Consider the following 19258-nt stretch of genomic DNA (forward strand, 5'->3'; position numbering starts at 1 on the left):
GTCGGCATCGACGCGAAGGATAACGCTTTGGACGATTCGGGACGAAAATGCCGGCAGTGACACTCCCCGATCGGTCCGCACTGTCCCGTCGGGACTACCTCCGAACGCTGGTCGCCATCGGCGGCGCAACTGCACTCAGCGCCTGCGTCTCCGAGAGCGACGAGATCGACGTTCCTGCCGGAACTGACGACCCGGACTCGCTCCCGGAGCGACAGCACGCCTGGAACGACACGCTCACTCGAGACGACGATGGCAACGTCAAACCGCCCGAACATCACGTGCTGGTGCCGTTATCACTGGTCGGCGAGCCGACCGACGAACGGCGAGCACAACTCGAGGACGCGCTGCGAACGCTCGAGCGCGCCTACGAGTGGAGCAACGACGGGCTGGTCTTCACCATCGGCTACACGCCGGCGTACTTCGATCGGTTCGACGAGCCGTTGCCCGAGTCGGTCGCGCTCCCCAACCCCGAACCGCTGGCCGCCGGCGAGGACCCGGCGTTCGACGAGTTCGACGCCGTTCTCCATCTCGCGAGCGATCACTCACAGGTCGTCCTCGAGGCCGAGGAGGGGCTGTTCGGCGACCACGACGAACTCAACGGCATCGAGATCGAAACCGACCTGTCTGGCGTGTTCGATCGCCTCGAGGACCAGCGCCGAACGGGGTTCGTCGGCGCGGGGCTTCCCGCCGAACACACCGACCTTTCGGGCGTCCCCGACTCGATTCCCGAGGACGCGCCCTTTTTCATGGGCTTTCGCTCGGGATTCGCGGACAGTCAGGCGACCGAAGACCGGGTGACGATCGAGGACGGCCCGTTTGCAGGTGCAACGACCCAACACATCGAGTCGCTGGACCTTCAGCTGCGAACGTGGTTCGAACAGGACAGCCAGTCCATGCGTGTCCGGAAGCTGTTCAGCCCGGCACACGCCGACGATGACCGCGTCGGCGAGGTCGGGGAGAACCTATCGGCGTCGAACGGGTTGACTGACGAGCGGATCGACGCGACCGCGGCAGACGCCCGCACTCGCGGCGTCGTCGGTCACGCCCAGAAGGCCGCTCGAGCGAGAGACGACGACGGCCCACCACTGCTGCGCCGGGATTTCAACACCGTCGACGGCGACGCACCCGGCGTCCACTTTCTCGCGCTCCAGCGCAGCATCGACGACTTCGTCCGCACTCGCGAGGCGATGACGGGTGCGGATCTCGACGTCATGCCCGCGAACAACGGCATTCTCAGCTACATCTTCGTCACCCGGCGCGGGAACTACTTGCTCCCGCCGCGGTCGCTGCGGGCGTTGCCGCGGGCGAACCCGCAGTAGGCTTCCAGCCCACGACCAGACCCATGTACGACCCCGATCTCGATCGACGAACGTTTGTCCGGCGGGTAGGCGCGGCAACCGGAGCCATCGCGCTGGCGGGCTGTCTGGAACCCGGCGCCGACGACGAAGTCGGCGACGGCAGTGCCAACGACTCAAGCGAATCCGCTGGCGACGCGATGCCGCGATTCCCGGAGATCGACGACCGGCCGGCGGCGGTCTATCGCCCGACCCACCGCGAATCGATGCGGGTGCTCGAGCCGATTACGGCCGGCGAGTACACCCTCGCGCCGATGCTGTCGTACCCGCATCCGTTCTGGCTCGTCACCGGCGGCGACGGCGAGGACGAGATCGAGCGCGTCGACCCCGAACAGGGACGGGGCGTCCACCTGATGGTGACCCTCTGGGATGCAGAAAGGGGGATCGTCCTCCCCGTCGATTCCAGCGCCACGATCACGGTCTTTCGGGACGGCGAGCGGGTCGGCGCGCCACGGTCGCCGTGGCCGATGCTCTCGCAGGAGATGGGCTTTCATTTCGGCGACAACGTCCCGCTCGCGGACGACGGCACCTACACAGTCGAGATCGAGATCCCGCCGGTCCCGACGCGAACGACCGGCAGCCTCGAGGGCCGATTCACCGACCGCGAGACGGCGACGTTCAAGTTCACGTACGATCAGGCGTTTCGCGACCAGGTCGTCGGCGGCGTCGAATATTTCGACGAATCGGTGTGGGGTGAGCCGGGCGCGCTCAAGCCAATGGGCCACGGAGGCGTTCCGTACTCCGCGCTCCCGCCCGCCGAGGAGTACCCCGGAACTCGACTCGAGGCGACCGACGGGTCCGACACTGACCTCCCTCGGAGCGGCGATGCGGCGATTCTCGTGACGCTGCTCGAGTCCGGTTCCCGACTCGCTGCCGGCGACGACCGGTACCTGCTGGTCTCGCCGCGGACGCCGTACAACCGCGTGCCGCTCGCGGCGATGGCTATTCGCGCGACGGTCGAACGCGACGGCGAGCCGGTCGACGGCGCGAACGGAATCGCCCTCGAGGAGACGATCGACGGCGAGTACGACCACCACTACGGCGCGTCGTTCGCGGATATCCGACCGGGTGATGCGGTCACGATAGAGATCGAGTCGCCGCCGCAGGTCGCTCGCCACCGTGGGTACGAGACGGCGTTTCTCGAGATGCCGCCAATCGACCTCGCCGTTCCGGAGGGTCCGGACCGATGATGGGTGCGAGGCGGGGCCGGCTCTCGGCCGTCCTCGTCGCGGTGGTGATCTGTGCGTGCACACTCGGCGCGGTTGCCCCCGTGGTCGACGGAGCTGACAACGCGACGACGTTGTACTTCGAACCGAGCAAGGTCGACGCCGATGCCGGCGAAACCGTCACCTTCGAGCTCGTCGCGAGCAGCCACGGCGATTACGTCGGTGACGGCATCGACGAACTCTCGCTGACACTCGCGTACGATTCCGACGTGTTCACCGTGACCGACGTCGAGCACGGGCCGATGCTGGCCGCGGGCGATTCCGACGCCGAGGTCGACGGCACGGCCGAAATCGACGACGCGGCCAGCACGGTCACGATCGAGCAAGCGCGAACGCCGTCGGGCAACGGCGCGAAAGCGACCGAGACGGCCGCGACGATCACGCTCGAGGTCGCCGAGGACGCCCCATCGACGACCGAGACGGTCGAAATCACAGACGCGACGGCGATGCTCGTCAGCGACTACCCGCAGGCGTCGGTCGAGCGGGGGGCGACGATTACGATCGACGGCACTGACGGTGGGGACGATCCCGTCTCCGGGTTTACGCTCCCGGCAGCGCTGTTCGCAGTCGGCGCGGTGCTGCTGGTCGCCGTCCGTCGCTGGGACTGACGACCCCCGTTTCGGCGGTTGCTGTCGGCGACGCGTCAGCCGACCGCAATGCCAACGTTGACACGTCCGCGAGTCGGATACTCGAGTAATGAGTACGGCCGAGATCGACATCTCACGGACGAAGGCATGGTTGCTGGCTGCACGGCCCCAGACCCTGCCCGCGGCCGCAGCCCCGGTGATCGTCGGTACGGGACTTGCGATCCACGCGGACGTCTTCGCCCCGCTGCCGGCGGTGATGGCGTTTATCGGTGCGACGCTGATCCAGATCGGGACCAACTTCGCGAACGACTACTACGACGCGATCAAGGGCGCAGACACCGAGGATCGAGAGGGGTTCACTCGAGTCACACAGGCGGGGATCATCCCGCCCGAACAGGTGAAACTGGCGACGATCGTGACGTTCGCGCTGGCGATTCTCTCGGGGACGTACCTCGTCTACATCGGCGGGCTACCGATCCTCGTTATCGGCTTGGTGAGCGTCTTCTGTGGGTGGGCCTACACCGGCGGTCCCTACCCGCTCGGCTATCACGGACTCGGCGATCTGTTCGTTTTCGTCTTCTTCGGCATCGTCGCCGTAATGGGGACGTTCTACGTCCAGGCCGCGGCGACCGTCGCTGACCCGCTGACGACGACGATCCCCGCGAACACGGTCACGCTCGAAGCGTTCGTCGCCAGCCTCCCGGTGGCCGGCATCTCGACGGCGATCATCGTCGTCAACAATATCCGCGACCGGGAAACCGACGTCGAGGCCGGAAAGCGAACCCTCGCGGTCCGACTCGGTTACAAGTGGAGTCGCGCGGAGTACGTCGCCCTCCTCGCGCTCGCCTACGTCACGCCGCTGTGGTTCTGGCTCGCCGCCGGCTTCGGCCCGACGGTCTTGCTCCCGCTCGTGTCGCTGCCCTACGCCGCCGTCGTCGCCCAGACGATCCTGACCCGCACCGACGGCGAGGCGCTGAACCCGGCGCTGGAGGGCACCGGGAAGTTGCTGGCGATCTACTCGGTGCTGTTCGCCGCGGGGGTGGTGCTGTGACCGACCGCGCGGATGCCGATCAGGAACTCGAGTTGGCCCTCGTGTACCGGCCGTTTTCGCTCCCGCTTGCGTCTCCGCTCGAGACGGCCGCCGGAACGATCGACTCACGCGATGGGTTTCTGATCCGAATCGTGGGCACGGCACCTGACGTAGACGGGCAGGCCGTCGGCTACGGCGAAGCGACGCCGCTTGCGGGCTGGACGGAGTCGCGCGCCGACTGCGAGGCCGCGCTCGAGCGCGCGAGCGACGCGATCCGCGACGGGCCGACTGCGGCGCTCGAGGCCGTCGAAAAACAGGTCGCGGCCAGACACGCGATCACGCTCGCGCTCGCGGATCTACGGGCGCGTCGGGTCGCGACGCCGCTGTATCGGTACGTCGGACAGGGCCCGATGGTCGGACGGGTGCCAGTCAATGCGACGATTGGCGACGGCACTCCCGAGGAGACCGCTCGAGCAGCCGGCGAGGCTGTCGACCGCGGTTTCGATTGCTGTAAAATAAAGGTCGGCGCCCGAGATGTCGAGACGGACATCGAACGGCTCCGGCGGACTCGCGCGGCCGTCGGCCCCGACGTCGAACTGCGAGTCGACGCGAACGAGGCCTGGACCTACGACGAGGCGACGACGTCGCTTGCGGCGTTTGCCGACCTCGACGTCTCGATCCTCGAGCAACCCCTGCCGGCAGGCGCACTCGAGGGCCACGCCGCACTTCGGGAGTTCGAACCCGGCGAGGGAGTCGCGATTGCCATCGACGAAGGGCTGCTCGAGCACGGCGTCGATGCGATCTGTGAGGCGGGCGCGGCCGACGTGCTCGTCCTCAAACCCATGGCGCTCGGCGGGATCGATATCGCTCGTCAGATCGCCGCGTGGGTACAGGAACTCGAGATCACACCGATCGTGACGACGACGATCGACGGCGTCGTCGCCAGAACGGGTGCGGTGCACCTCGCCGCATCGATCCCGAACGTGCCGGCCTGTGGGCTGGCCACGGCCTCGTTGCTCGCCGACGATCTAGGCCGCGATCCCGTCCTGCTCGAAAAAGGGTCGGCGGTCGTCCCACAGGCGAAGGGCCTCGGCGTCGAGGGGGTGTGGGCCGAGTGATGGGCCACCCCGTCGACTGGCCGACCCGCGATCTGCTCTCCCATCGGGTGGCCGTGACGCCCCAGCGAACGGCGCTGCTCGACGAGGAGACGGGGGCGACGTGGACCTACCGGGAGCTGGATCGTCGGGTCGATCGGGTCGCCGCGTCGCTCGAGGAGTTCGAGACGGGCCGGGACCAGCCACGACTCGGCGTCCTCATGGACACCAGACCCACGTTCGTCACCGTCTTCTTCGCGGCGATGCGGGCGGGGTTGACGGTCGTCCCGTTAAACGTCCGCGAAACGGTCGCCGAACTCGCCGGGAAAGCCGAGCGCACGGCTCCCAACGCCGTCGTCTGCGAGCGCGACACCGAATCGATGGCGCTCGAGGTTGTCGACGCATTCGAATCCGACGCAGCGACCGAGTCACCTGCCGTCTTGACCGTCGACGAGCCAGCCAACGGACGGACGCGACGACTGCGTGCAAGTGTGGACGCTGGCGAGCCGGACGCCACGCCGTTGGTCGAACCAGTCTCGCTCGAGCGCGACGATCCGTTGGTGATCATGTTCACGTCGGGCACCTCTGGCGAGCCCAAAGCCGTCCGGCTGACCGTCGGTAATCTCGTCGCGAGCGCGACCGCGTCGGCGTTCCGGCTAGGTGTCGATCCCGACGACCGCTGGCTGTGCTGTCTCCCGATGTACCACATGGGTGGGCTGGCCCCCGTCCTGCGGTCGACGCTGTACGGCACGCCGGTCGTCGTCCAGCGCTCGTTCGACCGCCACGAGACCGCTCGCGTCCTCGACGAGTACGAAATCACGGGCGTCTCCCTAGTGCCGACGATGTGCAAACGGCTGCTCGATGCGGGCTGGGTGTCCACCGAATCGTTGCGATTCGTCCTTTTGGGCGGCGCGCCGGCCTCGAGCGAACTGCTCGAGCGCTGCCGGACGGCCAGCGTGCCGGCGTACCCGACCTACGGGATGACCGAAACGGCCTCACAGATCGCGACGGCGACACCCGCGGAGGCAGCGAGTCACGAGGGGACGGTCGGCCAGCCGCTGGTGTTCACCGACGTGACGGTCGTCGACGACGCGGGCGAGCCGGTCCCGGCCGGCGAAACGGGCGAACTGGTCGTCTCCGGGCCGACGGTGACGCCGGGCTATCTCGAAGACGAGCACACGGACACCGCATTCGGCGAGCACGGCCTCTACACGGGCGACGTCGGCTATCAGGACGAGGACGGCCGGCTGTGGGTGCTCAACCGTCGGAGCGACCGGATCGTCACGGGCGGCGAGAACGTCGATCCCGGCGAGGTGATCGCGGTGCTCCGGGCTCATCACCACGTCGAGGACGCTGCCGTCGTCGGCCTGGCAGACGACGAGTGGGGTGAGCGGGTCGCGGCGCTCGTCGTTCCGGACGCGGAACTGGGCTCAGACGGCGACGGCGCGCTCGAACCCCATTCCCTCCTCGCTCACTGCACGCCCCATCTCGCCGGGTTCAAGCGGCCGAAGACGATCGGGGTTGCCGATTCGCTTCCCCGGACGGCCTCGGGAACCGTCGACCGCGATGCGGTTCGGGACCGACTGCTCGAGGACGGAGTCGACGTGAGCGGGGCGGCGTAGTTCCGTCGCCGTCAGCTGTACCGACTGCCGCGGCGATGAGTGTTCCACGAAAGTAGTTTAGGGGCAGGATCGCCTGCGCCGACGAGGTCGGTTAGTCGTCGTCGACTGCGCTCCGGGACGCTGGCTGCGGACGGGGCGTCCGTGAGTCCGACTGAGGTCGCTCGTCGTCGGTGACGGAGTCTCGAGCGACGACGTAACTGCCGTACAGGACGAGCAACAGGAACAGCGAGAACGGGAGCGCCATCGTTACCGAGAGCGACTCGATGGCGCTGAACTCCTCGAGTCGGAGCGACATCATTCCGAACACCGCCAGCAGCCCGCCCCACCACGCGCGATTTCGCGGGTTCGGATTCTCGTCGCCCAGCGTGATCGCGGAGATCATAAAGACCGCCGAGTCGAGCGACGTGATGATGTAACCGGCGATGATGAAGACGAACAGCACTGCAAGCGCCGTCCCGAACGGCGTAATCTGGAGCGCCCTCGCGATCGCCGCGGGGTTGCCCGCTGCGGCCATCGCCTCGGCGACCGGTCCCTGATAGCCCGGTGCGAGCACCCAGCCGCCGATGAGGCCGTGTTGGATCCAGGTGAAGACCGTCGGGACCACGACGAGCACGGCGAACATCTCCCGGATGGTCCGCCCTTTCGAGACGCGGGCGACGAAGCTCCCGACGAAGATGCTCCAGGCGGCCCACCAGGCCCACCAGAAGCCGGTCCAGTTGGCTGCCCAGTTACTGCCGGTTCCCGGGGCCGTATACAGCGTCAGGCGGAACATATTGCTGAGCCAGACGCCCGTCGCGTCCAGACTCAACTCGAGCATATAGAGGGTCGGGCCGACGACCACGAGCACGCCCATTGCGATGCCGATGAGGACCACCGTCGCGCGGGCCGCGTTTCGGATGCCCTTCCGCAGCCCGAGCCAGACGTCGCCGAGGAAGACGACACCGATGAGTGCGAACACGACGTAGGTCAAGACCGTCGCATCGAGCCCGAACACCCGGCCGAGGATCGCCGACATCGTCTGTGCACTGAAGCCGAGCGTCGTCGAAATACCACCGATCGTCGCGATGAGTGCCGCCAGATCGACCAGCCAGTAGAGGCCGGGGATCCGATCCTCGTCGACGACGCCGGTGAGCAGCGAACTGATCTTGTAGTCGCCGACGCCGTCCGTATAAACCACGATCCCGAAGGCGATCGCGACGGGGAGATACCACATCGCCAGCCCCGGAAACACCTCGTGGATGAACATGAACGCCAGCGCCATCGATTCGATGGACGCACCCTGCACGGGAGCCGGCTCCGGCGGCGGGTGCTGGACGATCGAGATCGGTTCCGCGACGCCCCAGATAAGCACCGATGCGCCGAACCCGACGGTAAACACCATCGCCAGCCACGAGAACAGGTCGAACTCCGGTTCGGCATCGGGCCCGCCGATACGGAGTCGGCCGTATTTCGAGACGGTAAAGGCGACCACGGCGACGAGCAGGACGAACCCGAGGAGAATAAACCACCAGCCGAAGTAGGTGAGTATCCACCCTTTTGCACCGGTGAGCGCACTACTCAGCAGCGACGGGCGGACCAATCCGAACCCGCCGAGTGCGAGCATCACGCCCATCGTCACGACGAAGAGAACTCGCTCCGCCCGTGAGGCTGCCTCGAGTCCGAAGAGTTTCGCACTGTTCATTGTTCGATCCGACCGAAAATATCGTCTCGACCACAGTCGTTCGACCGCGCGCCGTTGCTACTCACGATTTTGTGAGCCACCATCAGATGTGTCTCGGAAGCCACCACTAAGCACTCAAGTACCCTTTGTCTCGAGCCCCGAGACAGTGATGGTACCATACCTGAAAGTGCGGTCCGCGATGCCCCACTCGAAGGCACGTCGCTCGAGTCCCGGTGAGCGCTGGACAAACCCGACCGACGCGCGTGACAACCGAATCCGTGGCCCGAAACGGATTGCCGCCGGACACGAAGTTAAGCCGCTGGCGTTCCTACCCGGACGTGTGTGTACGCTCACGCTTGCCTGGCAGGTCTTCGACGACGCGCCAGTGGCGGTCGCCGCCAACCGTGACGAGTCGCTCGAGCGCGAGTCGCTTCCGCCCGGCGTCTACCGCGAGGAGCCACTGACCGTCGCGCCCACGGACGCCGAAGCCGGCGGCACGTGGATCGGCTACAACGAACACGGCGTCTTCGTCGGCATTACGAACAAGTGGACCGACGCCGACCTCGCTGCCGAGCGATCGCGCGGGCTGCTCGTCGCCGACGTGCTCGCCGCCGACTCCGCCGCGGACGCGGCCGCGACGCTCGAGGCGGCGACCGAGACGGACGAGTACGACGCGTTCAACCTCGTCATCGCCGACGCGTCGGCGGCGTACTGCTACCAGTGGAACGGCGACCTCTCGCGTCTCGAGTTCGAGCCCGGCGTTCACGTCGTCGTCAACGCTGCCGTCAATGAGCTCGTCGACGTGCCGTCGGCTCGCCCCGACGTGGCCCGCCAGCAGGCCGACAACGCGCTCGCGGTCCGCGAGGCGCTTGCCGTCGAGGCCGACGAGTCGGTCTCACAGTGGCTCGAACGCGCCGGCGACGTCCTCGGTGATCACGAGTACGGCGTCTGTCTCCACCGCGACGGCTTCGGCACGAAATCGTCGTCGCTGATCGCCATCGGACCCGAGACGACACGGTATTCGTTCGCACCGGGGCCACCCTGTGAGACGGCGTACGAGCCTGTCTCGCTCGAGTCGCCCGCGGACGTCGTTTCGTCCGGGGCCGACACAGACGGCGACGTCGAAGGGCACATTTAAGCGCCTCGCCCCATCTCATATGCACATGGACGCACTCCTGCCTGTAGCGACGAGTACGGAGAGGTGGTCACCGTGAGCGTTTCTGCGGCCGAAGCCGAACTCTCCGAGGACGAACGGGCCGGACTCGAACTCGTTCGCCAGACCGGCGGCATTCATCAGAGCGATTTCTGGAAGGAACTGGACGTCTCCTCGCGAAAGGGCAGCCGGATCGTCGAGTCGCTCGTCGAGAAGGAACTGGTCGACCGAGAGGAGACAGTGTACGACGGCCACAACACTTACTACATCACGCCGACCGCACGTGACCTCGATTTCACCCTGCTGATGGCCGGCGACATGCTCTCGCCGTTTATCGGCGAAGAAGAGGTCGATCCCAACAGCGACGCCTTCTCGCAGTGGATCATGAACCTCGCGTACGAACAGTAATTCGATCGACGCCGCGGCGTGTTTCACACTTTCTCGGCGAGTGCCTCGAGAACGGAACCAGCGCAGCGGTTCAGCCGTGGGTCGCGTGCGTTACTCGAGCGCGCTTGCGGCGCGAATCAGGCGTTCTTCGCCGAAGGCCGGGCCAACGAGTTGGAGACCGACGGGAAGGCCGTCGGTCTCGCCGGCGGGTACCGAGATCGCCGGCAGATCGGCGAGGTTGACGGGAACGGTGTTCGCGTCGGCGAGGTACATTTTGAGCGGATCGTCGAGACTCTCGCCGAGTTCGAACGGCGGGACCGGCATCGTCGGCGACGCGAGCACGTCGACGTCCGACAGCGCCTCATCGAAGTCCTGTTTGACCCACGCGCGAGCGTCCTGGGCCTTCTTGTAGTACTTGTCGTGGTAGCCGGCCGAGAGCGCGTAGGTGCCGAGTAAGATGCGGCGTTTGACCTCGTCGCCGAACCCTTCCTCGCGCGTCTGGGCGAAGGCGTCGTTCCAGTTGCCGTCAGCCTCAGCGTCGTGGCCGTAGCGCACGCCGTCGAACCGCGCGAGGTTCGACGAGGCTTCCGACATCGCGATCACGTAGTAGGCTTCGACGGCGTGTTCGACTGAGGGCAGCGAGACTTCCTGGTACTCCGCGCCCTGTGCCTCGAGGTCGGCGATGGCGTCCCAGAACGTCTCGACGACGCCCTCGTCGGCGCCCTCGAGCAGTTCCGTGGGGACGCCGATCTTGAGTCCGTCGACGTCGCCGGTAGCGGCGTCGGCGTAGCTCGAGTCGTCGCCCTCGGTGTGCGTTGTCGCGTCTCGGTCGTCACTCCCAGCGATGACGTCGAGCAACTGGGCAGCGTCTTCGACGGTGTTACCGAAGGGACCGATCTGTTCTAAGCTGTTGCCGTAGGCGACGAGCCCGTAGCGCGAGACCAGCCCGTAGGTGGGCTTGATGCCGACGACGCCGCAGAATGCGGCGGGACAACGGATCGAACCGCCCGTGTCGGAGCCGAGTGCGACGTCGGCTTCGCCCGCGGCGACGGCAGCGGCCGAGCCACCCGACGAGCCGCCGGGAACGTGGCCCGGCGCGGCCGGGTTGTCCGTCGACCCAAAGTAGGACGTTTCGGTCGTCGTTCCCATTCCGAACTCGTCCATGTTCGCCTTCCCGACGATGGTCGCGCCGGCGTCTTTGAGCCGGGAGACGACCGTCGCGTCGTACGGCGGGACGTACTCCTCGAGCATCCGCGAACCACAGGTCGTCCGAACGCCTTCGGTCGAGATGTTGTCCTTGACGGCGACGGTCGTGCCCGCCAGCGGCCCGTCATCGTCGCCCTCGATCGTCTCCTCGGTGATGAAGATCTCGTCCGACATGATCAGGAGACGTTCGGGCCTTTGAAAAAGCCGTCTTCGGTTTCGGAGGCGTTCTCGAGGGCCGACTCGCGCTCGAGCGAGTCGCGGACCTCGTCGGGTCGCATCACGTTCGTCAGGTCGGCCTCTCGGTCGACTTCGGGTACCTCGTCTAACGTCTCGAAATACTCGAGGATGTCCGCGAACTGTCGCGTGAACTGGTCGACCTCGTCGTCGTCGAGGCCGACGCGAGCCAGTTCCGCGACGTGGCGGACCTCCTCGGGACTGACGGCGTCGTCGCTCATGCTTGCTCGCACTTGCCAGTAGGGAGTAAGGGTTTCGATACATCGATCCAGTCGCACCCGTCTGTCGCGCTGTGTCGAACCGAACGGTCAACGGCTGGCCGAAATCGACACCCCCGAAGCTCCGCGTTCATCTCGCGATACTATCGAAGAATTTAAGTGAAGACGAGACTAGGGTACAGTCCACGATAGAGCGTTTTCCAGCGATCGTTGTGACCTACCACGATGACTGATACCACGATCCGAACGCGGAGCGGCGAGCGCAGTCAGCGCGAATCGACCGAGTCGAGCGAGCGAGCGACCGAACGAGAACAGTGTCCGGAGTGTGGCGGCCGCCTCGTCTCCGATGCAGAACACGCCGAAACCGTCTGTGACGACTGTGGACTCGTCGTCGACGAAGGCGAGATCGACCGCGGCCCCGAGTGGCGGGCGTTCGACGCCAGCGAGAAAGACGAGAAATCCCGCGTCGGCGCCCCCACGACGAATATGATGCACGATCAGGGGCTCTCGACGAACATCGGCTGGCAGAACAAAGACGCCTACGGGAAATCCCTCTCGAGTCGCCAGCGAAAGAAGATGCAGCGCCTCCGTACGTGGAACGAGCGCTTTCGCACCCGCGACTCGAAAGAGCGCAACCTCAAACAGGCACTGGGCGAGATCGACCGCATGGCGTCGGCGCTCGGGCTCCCCAAGAACGTCCGTGAGACGGCGAGTGTCATCTATCGCCGCGCCTTAGAGGAGGACCTGCTGCCGGGTCGTTCGATCGAAGGCGTTGCGACGTCCGCGCTGTACGCTGCCGCCCGCCAGGCTGGCACGCCACGGAGCCTCGACGAAATCGCGGCCGTCTCCCGCGTCGAGAAAGACGAGATCGCCCGCACCTACCGCTACGTGATCCGGGAACTCGGCCTCGAGGTCCAGCCGGCCGATCCCGAAAACTACGTCCCGCGCTTTGCCAGCGAACTCGATCTCTCCGACGAGACCGAACGCCGCGCTCGCAGCCTCCTGTCGTCCGCGAAAGAACAGGGTATCCACAGCGGCAAGTCGCCGGTCGGCCTCGCCGCCGCCGCCGTCTACGCCGCCGCACTGTTGACGAACGAAAAAGTCACCCAGAACGATGTCAGCGACGTCGCCAGCATCTCGGAAGTGACGATCCGAAACCGCTATCACGAGTTGCTCGAGGCCGAAGACAGCGGGCTGGCCTGACGGTTCGGAGGAAGGATTTTCTCGCGGTAAGGATATGTTGACTCGAGTTATTCGGTGGCTATCGGTCACGCAGTCGTGACAGTCACACCATACTGAATATCCTCGCTCAGGACTGCTCTCGTATGCCCTGTGATAACTGTGCGTCAGAGGAGGTCGCGTACACGCTCACGACTCACGTCTCGAACGAGCCCGGCAAGCAGATCGATCTGCACTTCTGCTCGAGTGAGTGCCTGCGCGTCTGGACCTGAGGTCACGTCTCGAGCGAGGAACGCTACTCGGCTGTGGACCGACAGTATATCACGCTCCCCGTTGGCACACGGAGTATGGTTATGACGTCGGCCGAGCACGTCGGGACGGATGCGGCGAGTTGCTCGACGGTCGATGCGGAATCGACGGTGCGACACGTTAACGGAGTGGAACTGCACGTCGTCGAAGCCGGCGACGATGACGGGCCGCTGGTCGTCTTGCTCCACGGCTTCCCCGAGTACTGGTACGGCTGGCACCGCCAACTCGAGCCGCTCGTCGACGCCGGCTATCGCGTTATCGTCCCCGACCAGCGCGGCTACAACCTGAGCGAGAAGCCGACGGGAGTGGGCGCGTATCGAGTTCGAGAGTGTTCTCGGGACGTCGCCGCGCTCATCTCGGGGGCGGGTCGCGAGCGGGCACACGTCGTCGGCCACGACTGGGGCGGGATGGTCGCCTGGGACCTCGCACTCCGAGAGCCGTCCACGGTTGATCGACTCGGCATCGTCAACGCACCCCAGCCGAGCGTCTTTCGCCAGCACCTCCGCTCGAACCCCGAGCAGTTGCGCCGAAGCTGGTACGTGTTCTGGTTCCAGCTTCCGTGGCTGCCCGAGCTCGCCGTCCGTGTCAGCGACTTTCGCCTGCTCGAGCGAGCGCTTCGAGCGACCGCTGCTCCGGGAACGTTCAGCGAGACGGATCTCGAACGCTATGGTTCGGCGTGGCGTGTCGACGGCGCGCTCACCGGCATGCTCAACTGGTATCGTGCAGCGGCTCGCTACCCGCCGACGTATCCTCGAGCGCAGGTCGACGTGCCGACTATGATCGTCTGGGGCGAGTCGGATACCGCACTGACGACCCCGTTGGCAGTCGACAGCGACCAACGGTGTCCGACCAGCCGCCTCGAACTGCTGCCCGAGACGAGCCACTGGGTGCAACACGAACGGCCAGAACGACTGTCCGAACTGCTACTCGAATGGCTTTCGGGCGCGTAAGCGACGTCTCTGAGTCTGCCGATAAACGGCGAAGACGTTCTGGTCGCGTTCTCACTCGGCGACCGTTCCCAGCGGCTGGGAACCGACTTTACTATATTCGACGGCACGAGTATATATCTCCGAATTGAACACGTTCGTATGGCCCAGGCGACACTCACAATCACGATGCCCGAACAGGTCTGGATCCAACAGCTGTCGACGGCGTATCCGGCGGCGACCTTTCGGGTACTCGCGGCCGTCCCCGGCTCCGAGACCGGATTCGCCCTCGTTCGGATCTCCAGCACCGAAATCGACGACGTGATCGCGGACATGCGCGACCACCCCCAGATCCTCGAACTCACGCTCGCCGAGTCGAGCGAGGACGAGGCGACGGTTCATTTCGAGACGACCGCCCCGCTGCTGTTGTTTTCCGCGCGGGAAGCCGGAATGCCGATCGAACTCCCCGTCGAAGTGGTCGACGGCGAGGCGACGATCGAAGTCACCGGTTCCCGGGACCGCCTCGCCGAACTCGCCGAACAGTTCGAGCGATTCGGTCTCTCGTATCGGATCGAGCACGTCCGCGAGCACCTCCACGAGAGTCAGTTACTCTCGGACCGCCAACTCGAGGTCGCCGTGGCCGCCGTCGAAGAGGGCTACTACGATACGCCTCGTCGCTGCTCGTTGACGGAACTCGCTGAGCAACTCGGAATCGCAAAATCGACCTGCAGTGAGACACTCCACCGAGCCGAAGAGGGGATCATCAAACGGTTCGTCGAGGACCTCCCCGACCCCGATACCGAAGAGCCGCTCGAGGACCAGCTCGCACACAGCTGATTACTCGCGACGGTGTGCCAACACGAGTAGCGCCGTCGTCTCGGTCCGTGCTGTGGGCTCGATCTCCTGTGCGCCATCGAACCGGATCACGTCTCCCGTTTCAACCTCGTAGTTCTCATCTCCGAGCGTTAACTCGAGGACGCCGTCGACGACGAAACACACGATTTCTCTGTCGGGATGTCGGTGTGCCGGTACTCGCTCACCCGCGGCGAGGCTGAGTCGGACTGTTTTGGGTTCGCCGTCGAACACGTGTGCGTGGGGGGTATCGTCGAGTGACTCGAGTTGCTGTCGTTCGGTCGACGTCGGCGGCTGATCGATGTCAGTCATGTGAGCGACCGTTCGGCCAGTTCCACTATTCGTATTGGGGCGAATATGTTCGACTGGCACGAGACGGAAGCAACGCGGCTCCCTATCGACGAACCGGGTCCCGATCGGGAAGTGAATAAACTCTACTATAGTTGTTGATCACAGATCGCGGTATCTGTACATTGGTAACACACAGTGAACACCGGCTACTGCAGGCGAAATGCATTATATAGCTACTTATACTACCGATGATGTTCGCATCCATTCTCACGAGGTGGAAATCGGGTCTATACTTCAACCTGATCTAGTTGTGAGTCCGGGGTAGAGGATCCACACATGACCGTATTCAATTGCGTGTCGGCGTGTAACTACTTTGCATCGACCGGATTCTCGTCCGGAGGTGTTCGAACCGAATGAGCACGGACGACGAATCATTCCACCCACTCGGTCAAGAGTGGGAAGGCGAACTCGAGGAGATGCTCGATGACACCGAGTACGACAGCGACCTGGGAATGAAGATGGCCCAGGACGCGATGCGGGTCACGAAAGGCGAGCTCTCCGAGGCCGAATTCCACGAAATGTATCACGACGATGTGATGGATGAATTCGGCGTCGACGACCGCCCAACCGAAGCCGCCTACGAGCAGGCTCAAGAAGAGCAGAAGGGAACTGCGACCCGGATGCTCGAGGCCTTCGAGGGCGACGGCGAACAGAGCCGCCGCGAGACGATGAAGAAAATGGGTGCCGGTGCAGCGGCCGTCGGTCTCGGTGCGTGGGGCACCGCCGACGACGGTCCGGAGGCGAACCTCGCCGCGGCCGACGACCACTCCAGCTACGGGAAGGTCGAAAACGACGGCACCCAGCTCGGGATGGTTATCGACCTCGAGCGCTGTGACGGCTGTCTCTCCTGTGTTGCTGCCTGTCAGGAAGAGAACAACACCGACCAGGGTGTCAACTGGATGTACGTCCTCGATTACGAGGAACCCGACGGGGACAACTCCGGGTCGCGAAACCGACTCGTCCGACCGTGTCAGCACTGTACTGACGCGCCCTGTGAGAAGGTCTGTCCGACGACGGCTCGACACACCCGTGACAAAGACGGCCTCGTCTTGACCGACTACGACGTCTGTATCGGCTGTCGCTACTGTCAGGTCGCCTGTCCGTACGGCGTCAACTACTTCCAGTGGGACGAGCCGTCGGTTACGACGGACGAGATCGAACAGGAAGCCCAGGACATGGGCATGGACGGCGACCACATGACCGACCACCGCGGTCGCTGGGTCGACAGTCGCGCTCCCCGTGGTGTGATGAGCAAGTGTACCATGTGCCCGACCCGACAGGACGGTCACATGGGTGACGAGAAGGTCGGAACGACGGCCTGTGAGGACGCCTGCCCGCCGGAAGCGATCAACTTCGGCGACATGAACGACCCCGAGAGCAAACCGCAGCAGTATCTCACCAACGTCGTTCAGACCCGTGCAGAGCGCATGGTTGACGGCCAGAGCCCCAACCGCGAAGACGTCCAGGAGTCGTACGACTTCCTCGAGGGCGACGTCGAACTGCTCGACATGGAGTACCTCGAGAACGGCGAGCAGGACGAAATCGAAGCTGCGTTGTTCATTCAGGGTGAACTCTCCGAGAGCGAGCTGACGCTCGAGGACGAGGAACTCCGCGACATCGTCATCGACATCATCGGCGAGGCCGATGCACTCGCCGAACTCGAAGAGGAGGAACTCGGCACGCTCGCCGACGTCCTGCTCGGCGATGCAAGCGAGAACGACGTCGATTCGGACGACCTTGACGCTGCCAACGCAGCGATCGACACCGTCATCACGGACGCCGAGGAAGGCATTGAGGCTGTCGTCGACCGATACGAATCGCGCGAGATCACGCCCGCCGAAGTCGAAGAGTCGCTGGCGCTGCTCGACGGCGAAGAGGAGCCGTGGGTGACCGAAGAAGGGATCACCGACGAAGACAGCGCCCGGAGCGTGCTCGAGGCCTACGCCGGCGGCGAAGCGTCGACGTTCAAACTGCTCGAGGACGTTGGGACGAACCCGAACGTCACCTACATCGGCAACGAACCCGGCCCAGAGGCCGAACAGGTCGAAGGCCCCGTTGCATACTCTGACATCGGCGGGACGGACAACCGCAAAGACGTGCTCGACGAGAAGACCGTCGGTAACGCTGGGGTGAGCCTATGAGTACCAAGACCCCATCCGAAGCGGACATTCTCCGACCGGTCAACAACGTCTCGAAGAAGTACTTCATGCTGTTCGGTGCCGCCGCGTTGGCACTCGGTGCGTTCCTCGTCGCCTGGATGTACCAGTTGGCAAATGGGATGGCCGTCACTGGCCTCTCGGACTGGGGATCCGGTGGCGGTGTGACGTGGGGGCTGTACATCGGTGCGTTCATTTGGTGGGTCGGGATCGCTCACGGGGGGATTATTCTCTCTGCAGCCGTCCGCCTGCTCGACATGGACCGTTATATGCCGGTCGCCCGACTGGCCGAACTGCTGACGATTGCCGGCCTTTCCGCTGCTGGATTTTATATTCTGGTCCACATGGGTCGACCGGACCGAATGGTCACGAGCGTGCTCGGTCACTACCACATCACGGTCAACAACTCGCCACTGGTGTGGGACGTGACGGTCATTACGGCGTACTTCGTCCTGACAGCGACGTACCTCGCGCTGACGCTCCGGTATGACATCACGCGACTGCGTGATCAGCTGCCGGACTACTTCGAGCCGGTCTACAAGGTCCTGACCCTCGGCTACACCAAAGACGAAGACGAGATCGTTGAGCGGATGGTCTGGTGGCTCGCACTCGCGATCATCATCATGGCACCACTCCTGCTTCACGGCGGTGTGATCCCGTGGCTGTTCGCGGTGCTCCCCGGTATGCCCGGCTGGTTCAGTGCCGTGCAGGGACCACAGTTCCTGACTATCGCGCTGACCTCCGCGATCAGTGGCGTCATCATCGTCGCCGCCGCGTTCCGCCGTGCCTACGACTGGGACCACATCATGACTGACGACGTCTTCCGTGGCCTGCTCCTGTGGCTCGGATTCTTCTGTCTGCTGTTCCTCTGGTTGCAGCTCCAGCAGAACGTCGTCGGCCTGTTCAAGGCCCCGGTCAACGTCGGCGTCGCACGGCAGGCGACGATCGGACACCCACTGTACCAGCTCTCGATGGGCATGGTCTTCCTGACGCTCGCGTTCATCTTCGCACAGACGGTCCGTCCATCGTTGTTTTCGAGGACTCGAGCCATTGTCGCTGCATTCGCAGTGCTCACGGCAACCCTGATCGAGAAGATGTTGTTCGTCGTCGAGGGCTTCTTCCACCCGACGTTCGAAATCTACGCCGCAACGCCCGGAGAGTACTTTCCGAGTGCGATCGAGTGGCTCTCGCTGCTCGGCACGACGGGACTTGTCGTGTTGATCTTCCTCGTCGTCTCCAAGCTCGTCCCCGTGGTCGAACTCCACGCGGTCGAACACCTTCGTGGCGATCACGGACACGGCCACGAGGCAGATGAAACCGAGACGACCAAGGAGGTGAAAGCATGAGTACCGCACTTCCAGCACTTATGGATGCCGTCCTCTACCACGGCTACAGCGGCACTGAAGGATTGACTGGTTTCCCCAACATCGGGACCTACCTGATCTTCGCAGTCATCCTGGTGCCGGTCTACATCATGGTCATCTCGTGGTTCGCCGGCGAACCACGTGATACGAAGACCGGAATGCTCGGCGTCTCCTACCTCATCGGTATCACCGCGCAGATGTGGATCGGGATGTTCATCCTGACCGTGATCATCGGTCTCGTCTTCTACGGCGGAATGCCGGAACCGCTCGGGGCAGCCGGCCCGTCGAATGACTCGCCGATCTTCAGCTTCCTGTAAGCCACTCGGCGACCTATGACCGGTCGTGGTGG

19 protein-coding genes are annotated in these 19258 nt (G+C 64.7%); 15 read left to right on the top strand and 4 right to left on the bottom strand.

The features are described 5' to 3' along the window. Positions 1-56: 56 nt before the first annotated feature. The 6 genes from GCU68_RS15185 (at position 57) to GCU68_RS15210 (ending at position 6914) form a co-directional block, all read left to right on the top strand. Positions 57-1319: a DUF7405 family protein gene (locus GCU68_RS15185; RefSeq protein ID WP_152943006.1), complete on the top strand. Its 1263-nt coding sequence runs from the start codon at positions 57-59 to the stop codon at positions 1317-1319. A gap of 23 nt (positions 1320-1342) precedes the next feature. Further along, the gene (locus GCU68_RS15190) at positions 1343-2545 is read left to right on the top strand and encodes an iron transporter (protein ID WP_152943008.1); all 1203 of its coding nucleotides are present in this window, start codon (positions 1343-1345) and stop codon (positions 2543-2545) included. Continuing rightward, positions 2542-3189 (top strand): cohesin domain-containing protein, encoded by a 648-nt coding sequence (locus tag GCU68_RS15195; RefSeq protein ID WP_152943010.1) that lies wholly within the window; start codon positions 2542-2544, stop codon positions 3187-3189. Before GCU68_RS15190 ends, GCU68_RS15195 begins: the two co-directional genes overlap by 4 nt. An 88-nt stretch (positions 3190-3277) precedes the next feature. Next, on the top strand, positions 3278-4219 hold the full coding sequence (locus GCU68_RS15200; RefSeq protein WP_152943012.1) for a 1,4-dihydroxy-2-naphthoate polyprenyltransferase: 942 nt from the start codon (positions 3278-3280) through the stop codon (positions 4217-4219). Continuing rightward, the gene (locus tag GCU68_RS15205) at positions 4216-5316 is read left to right on the top strand and encodes a mandelate racemase/muconate lactonizing enzyme family protein (RefSeq protein ID WP_152943015.1); all 1101 of its coding nucleotides are present in this window, start codon (positions 4216-4218) and stop codon (positions 5314-5316) included. Before GCU68_RS15200 ends, GCU68_RS15205 begins: the two co-directional genes overlap by 4 nt. Then, complete coding sequence (locus GCU68_RS15210) at positions 5316-6914, top strand: class I adenylate-forming enzyme family protein (protein ID WP_152943017.1); 1599 nt, start codon at positions 5316-5318, stop codon at positions 6912-6914. The genes GCU68_RS15205 and GCU68_RS15210 overlap by 1 nt, the downstream gene beginning before the upstream one ends. A 91-nt stretch (positions 6915-7005) precedes the next feature. Here GCU68_RS15210 and GCU68_RS15215 read toward each other — a convergent pair whose 3' ends face one another. Further along, positions 7006-8595 carry a BCCT family transporter gene (locus GCU68_RS15215; protein WP_152943019.1) on the bottom strand — a complete coding sequence of 530 codons (1590 nt, stop codon included), beginning with the start codon at positions 8593-8595 and terminating at the stop codon, positions 7006-7008. Between the two features lie 319 nt (positions 8596-8914). On the opposite strand from GCU68_RS15215, the gene GCU68_RS15220 reads away from it, so the two are divergent. Then, positions 8915-9712 carry an NRDE family protein gene (locus GCU68_RS15220; protein WP_152943743.1) on the top strand — a complete coding sequence of 266 codons (798 nt, stop codon included), beginning with the start codon at positions 8915-8917 and terminating at the stop codon, positions 9710-9712. A 72-nt stretch (positions 9713-9784) separates the two neighbouring features. Next, positions 9785-10135, top strand: a complete 351-nt coding sequence (locus tag GCU68_RS15225) for a helix-turn-helix transcriptional regulator (RefSeq protein ID WP_152943021.1) — start codon at positions 9785-9787, stop codon at positions 10133-10135. Between the two features lie 90 nt (positions 10136-10225). On the opposite strand, the gene gatA is transcribed toward GCU68_RS15225, so the two are convergent. Together gatA and gatC are read right to left on the bottom strand one after the other, a co-directional pair. After that, positions 10226-11494, bottom strand: coding sequence for an Asp-tRNA(Asn)/Glu-tRNA(Gln) amidotransferase subunit GatA (gene gatA / locus GCU68_RS15230; protein ID WP_152943023.1), 1269 nt, complete (start codon positions 11492-11494; stop codon positions 10226-10228). A gap of 2 nt (positions 11495-11496) precedes the next feature. Next, positions 11497-11775, bottom strand: a complete 279-nt coding sequence (gene gatC, locus GCU68_RS15235) for an Asp-tRNA(Asn)/Glu-tRNA(Gln) amidotransferase subunit GatC (RefSeq protein WP_152943025.1) — start codon at positions 11773-11775, stop codon at positions 11497-11499. A 222-nt stretch (positions 11776-11997) separates the two neighbouring features. Here gatC and GCU68_RS15240 point away from each other — a divergent pair, with 222 nt between their 5' ends. The 4 genes from GCU68_RS15240 to GCU68_RS15250 all read left to right on the top strand — a co-directional run bounded on the left by GCU68_RS15240 (position 11998) and on the right by GCU68_RS15250 (position 15023). Continuing rightward, complete coding sequence (locus GCU68_RS15240; RefSeq protein WP_152943026.1) at positions 11998-12975, top strand: transcription initiation factor IIB; 978 nt, start codon at positions 11998-12000, stop codon at positions 12973-12975. 122 nt (positions 12976-13097) lie between these two features. Further along, entirely contained in the window at positions 13098-13223 is a 126-nt protein-coding gene (locus GCU68_RS21980; protein ID WP_264373463.1) for a hypothetical protein, read from the top strand. Between the two features lie 75 nt (positions 13224-13298). Further along, the gene (locus GCU68_RS15245; RefSeq protein ID WP_152943028.1) at positions 13299-14210 is read left to right on the top strand and encodes an alpha/beta fold hydrolase; all 912 of its coding nucleotides are present in this window, start codon (positions 13299-13301) and stop codon (positions 14208-14210) included. A gap of 138 nt (positions 14211-14348) precedes the next feature. After that, entirely contained in the window at positions 14349-15023 is a 675-nt protein-coding gene (locus GCU68_RS15250) for a helix-turn-helix domain-containing protein (protein WP_152943029.1), read from the top strand. Here the strand turns inward: GCU68_RS15250 and GCU68_RS15255 are convergent, their stop codons facing one another. Then, positions 15024-15350, bottom strand: coding sequence for a cupin domain-containing protein (locus tag GCU68_RS15255; protein WP_152943031.1), 327 nt, complete (start codon positions 15348-15350; stop codon positions 15024-15026). A gap of 392 nt (positions 15351-15742) precedes the next feature. Between GCU68_RS15255 and GCU68_RS15260 the strand changes: the two genes are divergently transcribed. The 3 genes from GCU68_RS15260 to GCU68_RS15270 are packed head-to-tail and all read left to right on the top strand — an operon-like array spanning position 15743 to position 19226. Further along, on the top strand, positions 15743-17530 hold the full coding sequence (locus GCU68_RS15260) for a 4Fe-4S ferredoxin N-terminal domain-containing protein (RefSeq protein ID WP_152943033.1): 1788 nt from the start codon (positions 15743-15745) through the stop codon (positions 17528-17530). Continuing rightward, positions 17527-18891 carry an NrfD/PsrC family molybdoenzyme membrane anchor subunit gene (nrfD, locus tag GCU68_RS15265; RefSeq protein WP_152943035.1) on the top strand — a complete coding sequence of 455 codons (1365 nt, stop codon included), beginning with the start codon at positions 17527-17529 and terminating at the stop codon, positions 18889-18891. The genes GCU68_RS15260 and nrfD overlap by 4 nt, the downstream gene beginning before the upstream one ends. Continuing rightward, positions 18888-19226, top strand: a complete 339-nt coding sequence (locus tag GCU68_RS15270) for a hypothetical protein (RefSeq protein WP_152943037.1) — start codon at positions 18888-18890, stop codon at positions 19224-19226. Before nrfD ends, GCU68_RS15270 begins: the two co-directional genes overlap by 4 nt. The last annotated feature ends 32 nt before the right edge of the window (positions 19227-19258 follow it).

Origin of the sequence: Natronorubrum aibiense (assembly GCF_009392895.1) — an archaeon.
GTDB lineage: Archaea > Halobacteriota > Halobacteria > Halobacteriales > Natrialbaceae > Natronorubrum > Natronorubrum aibiense.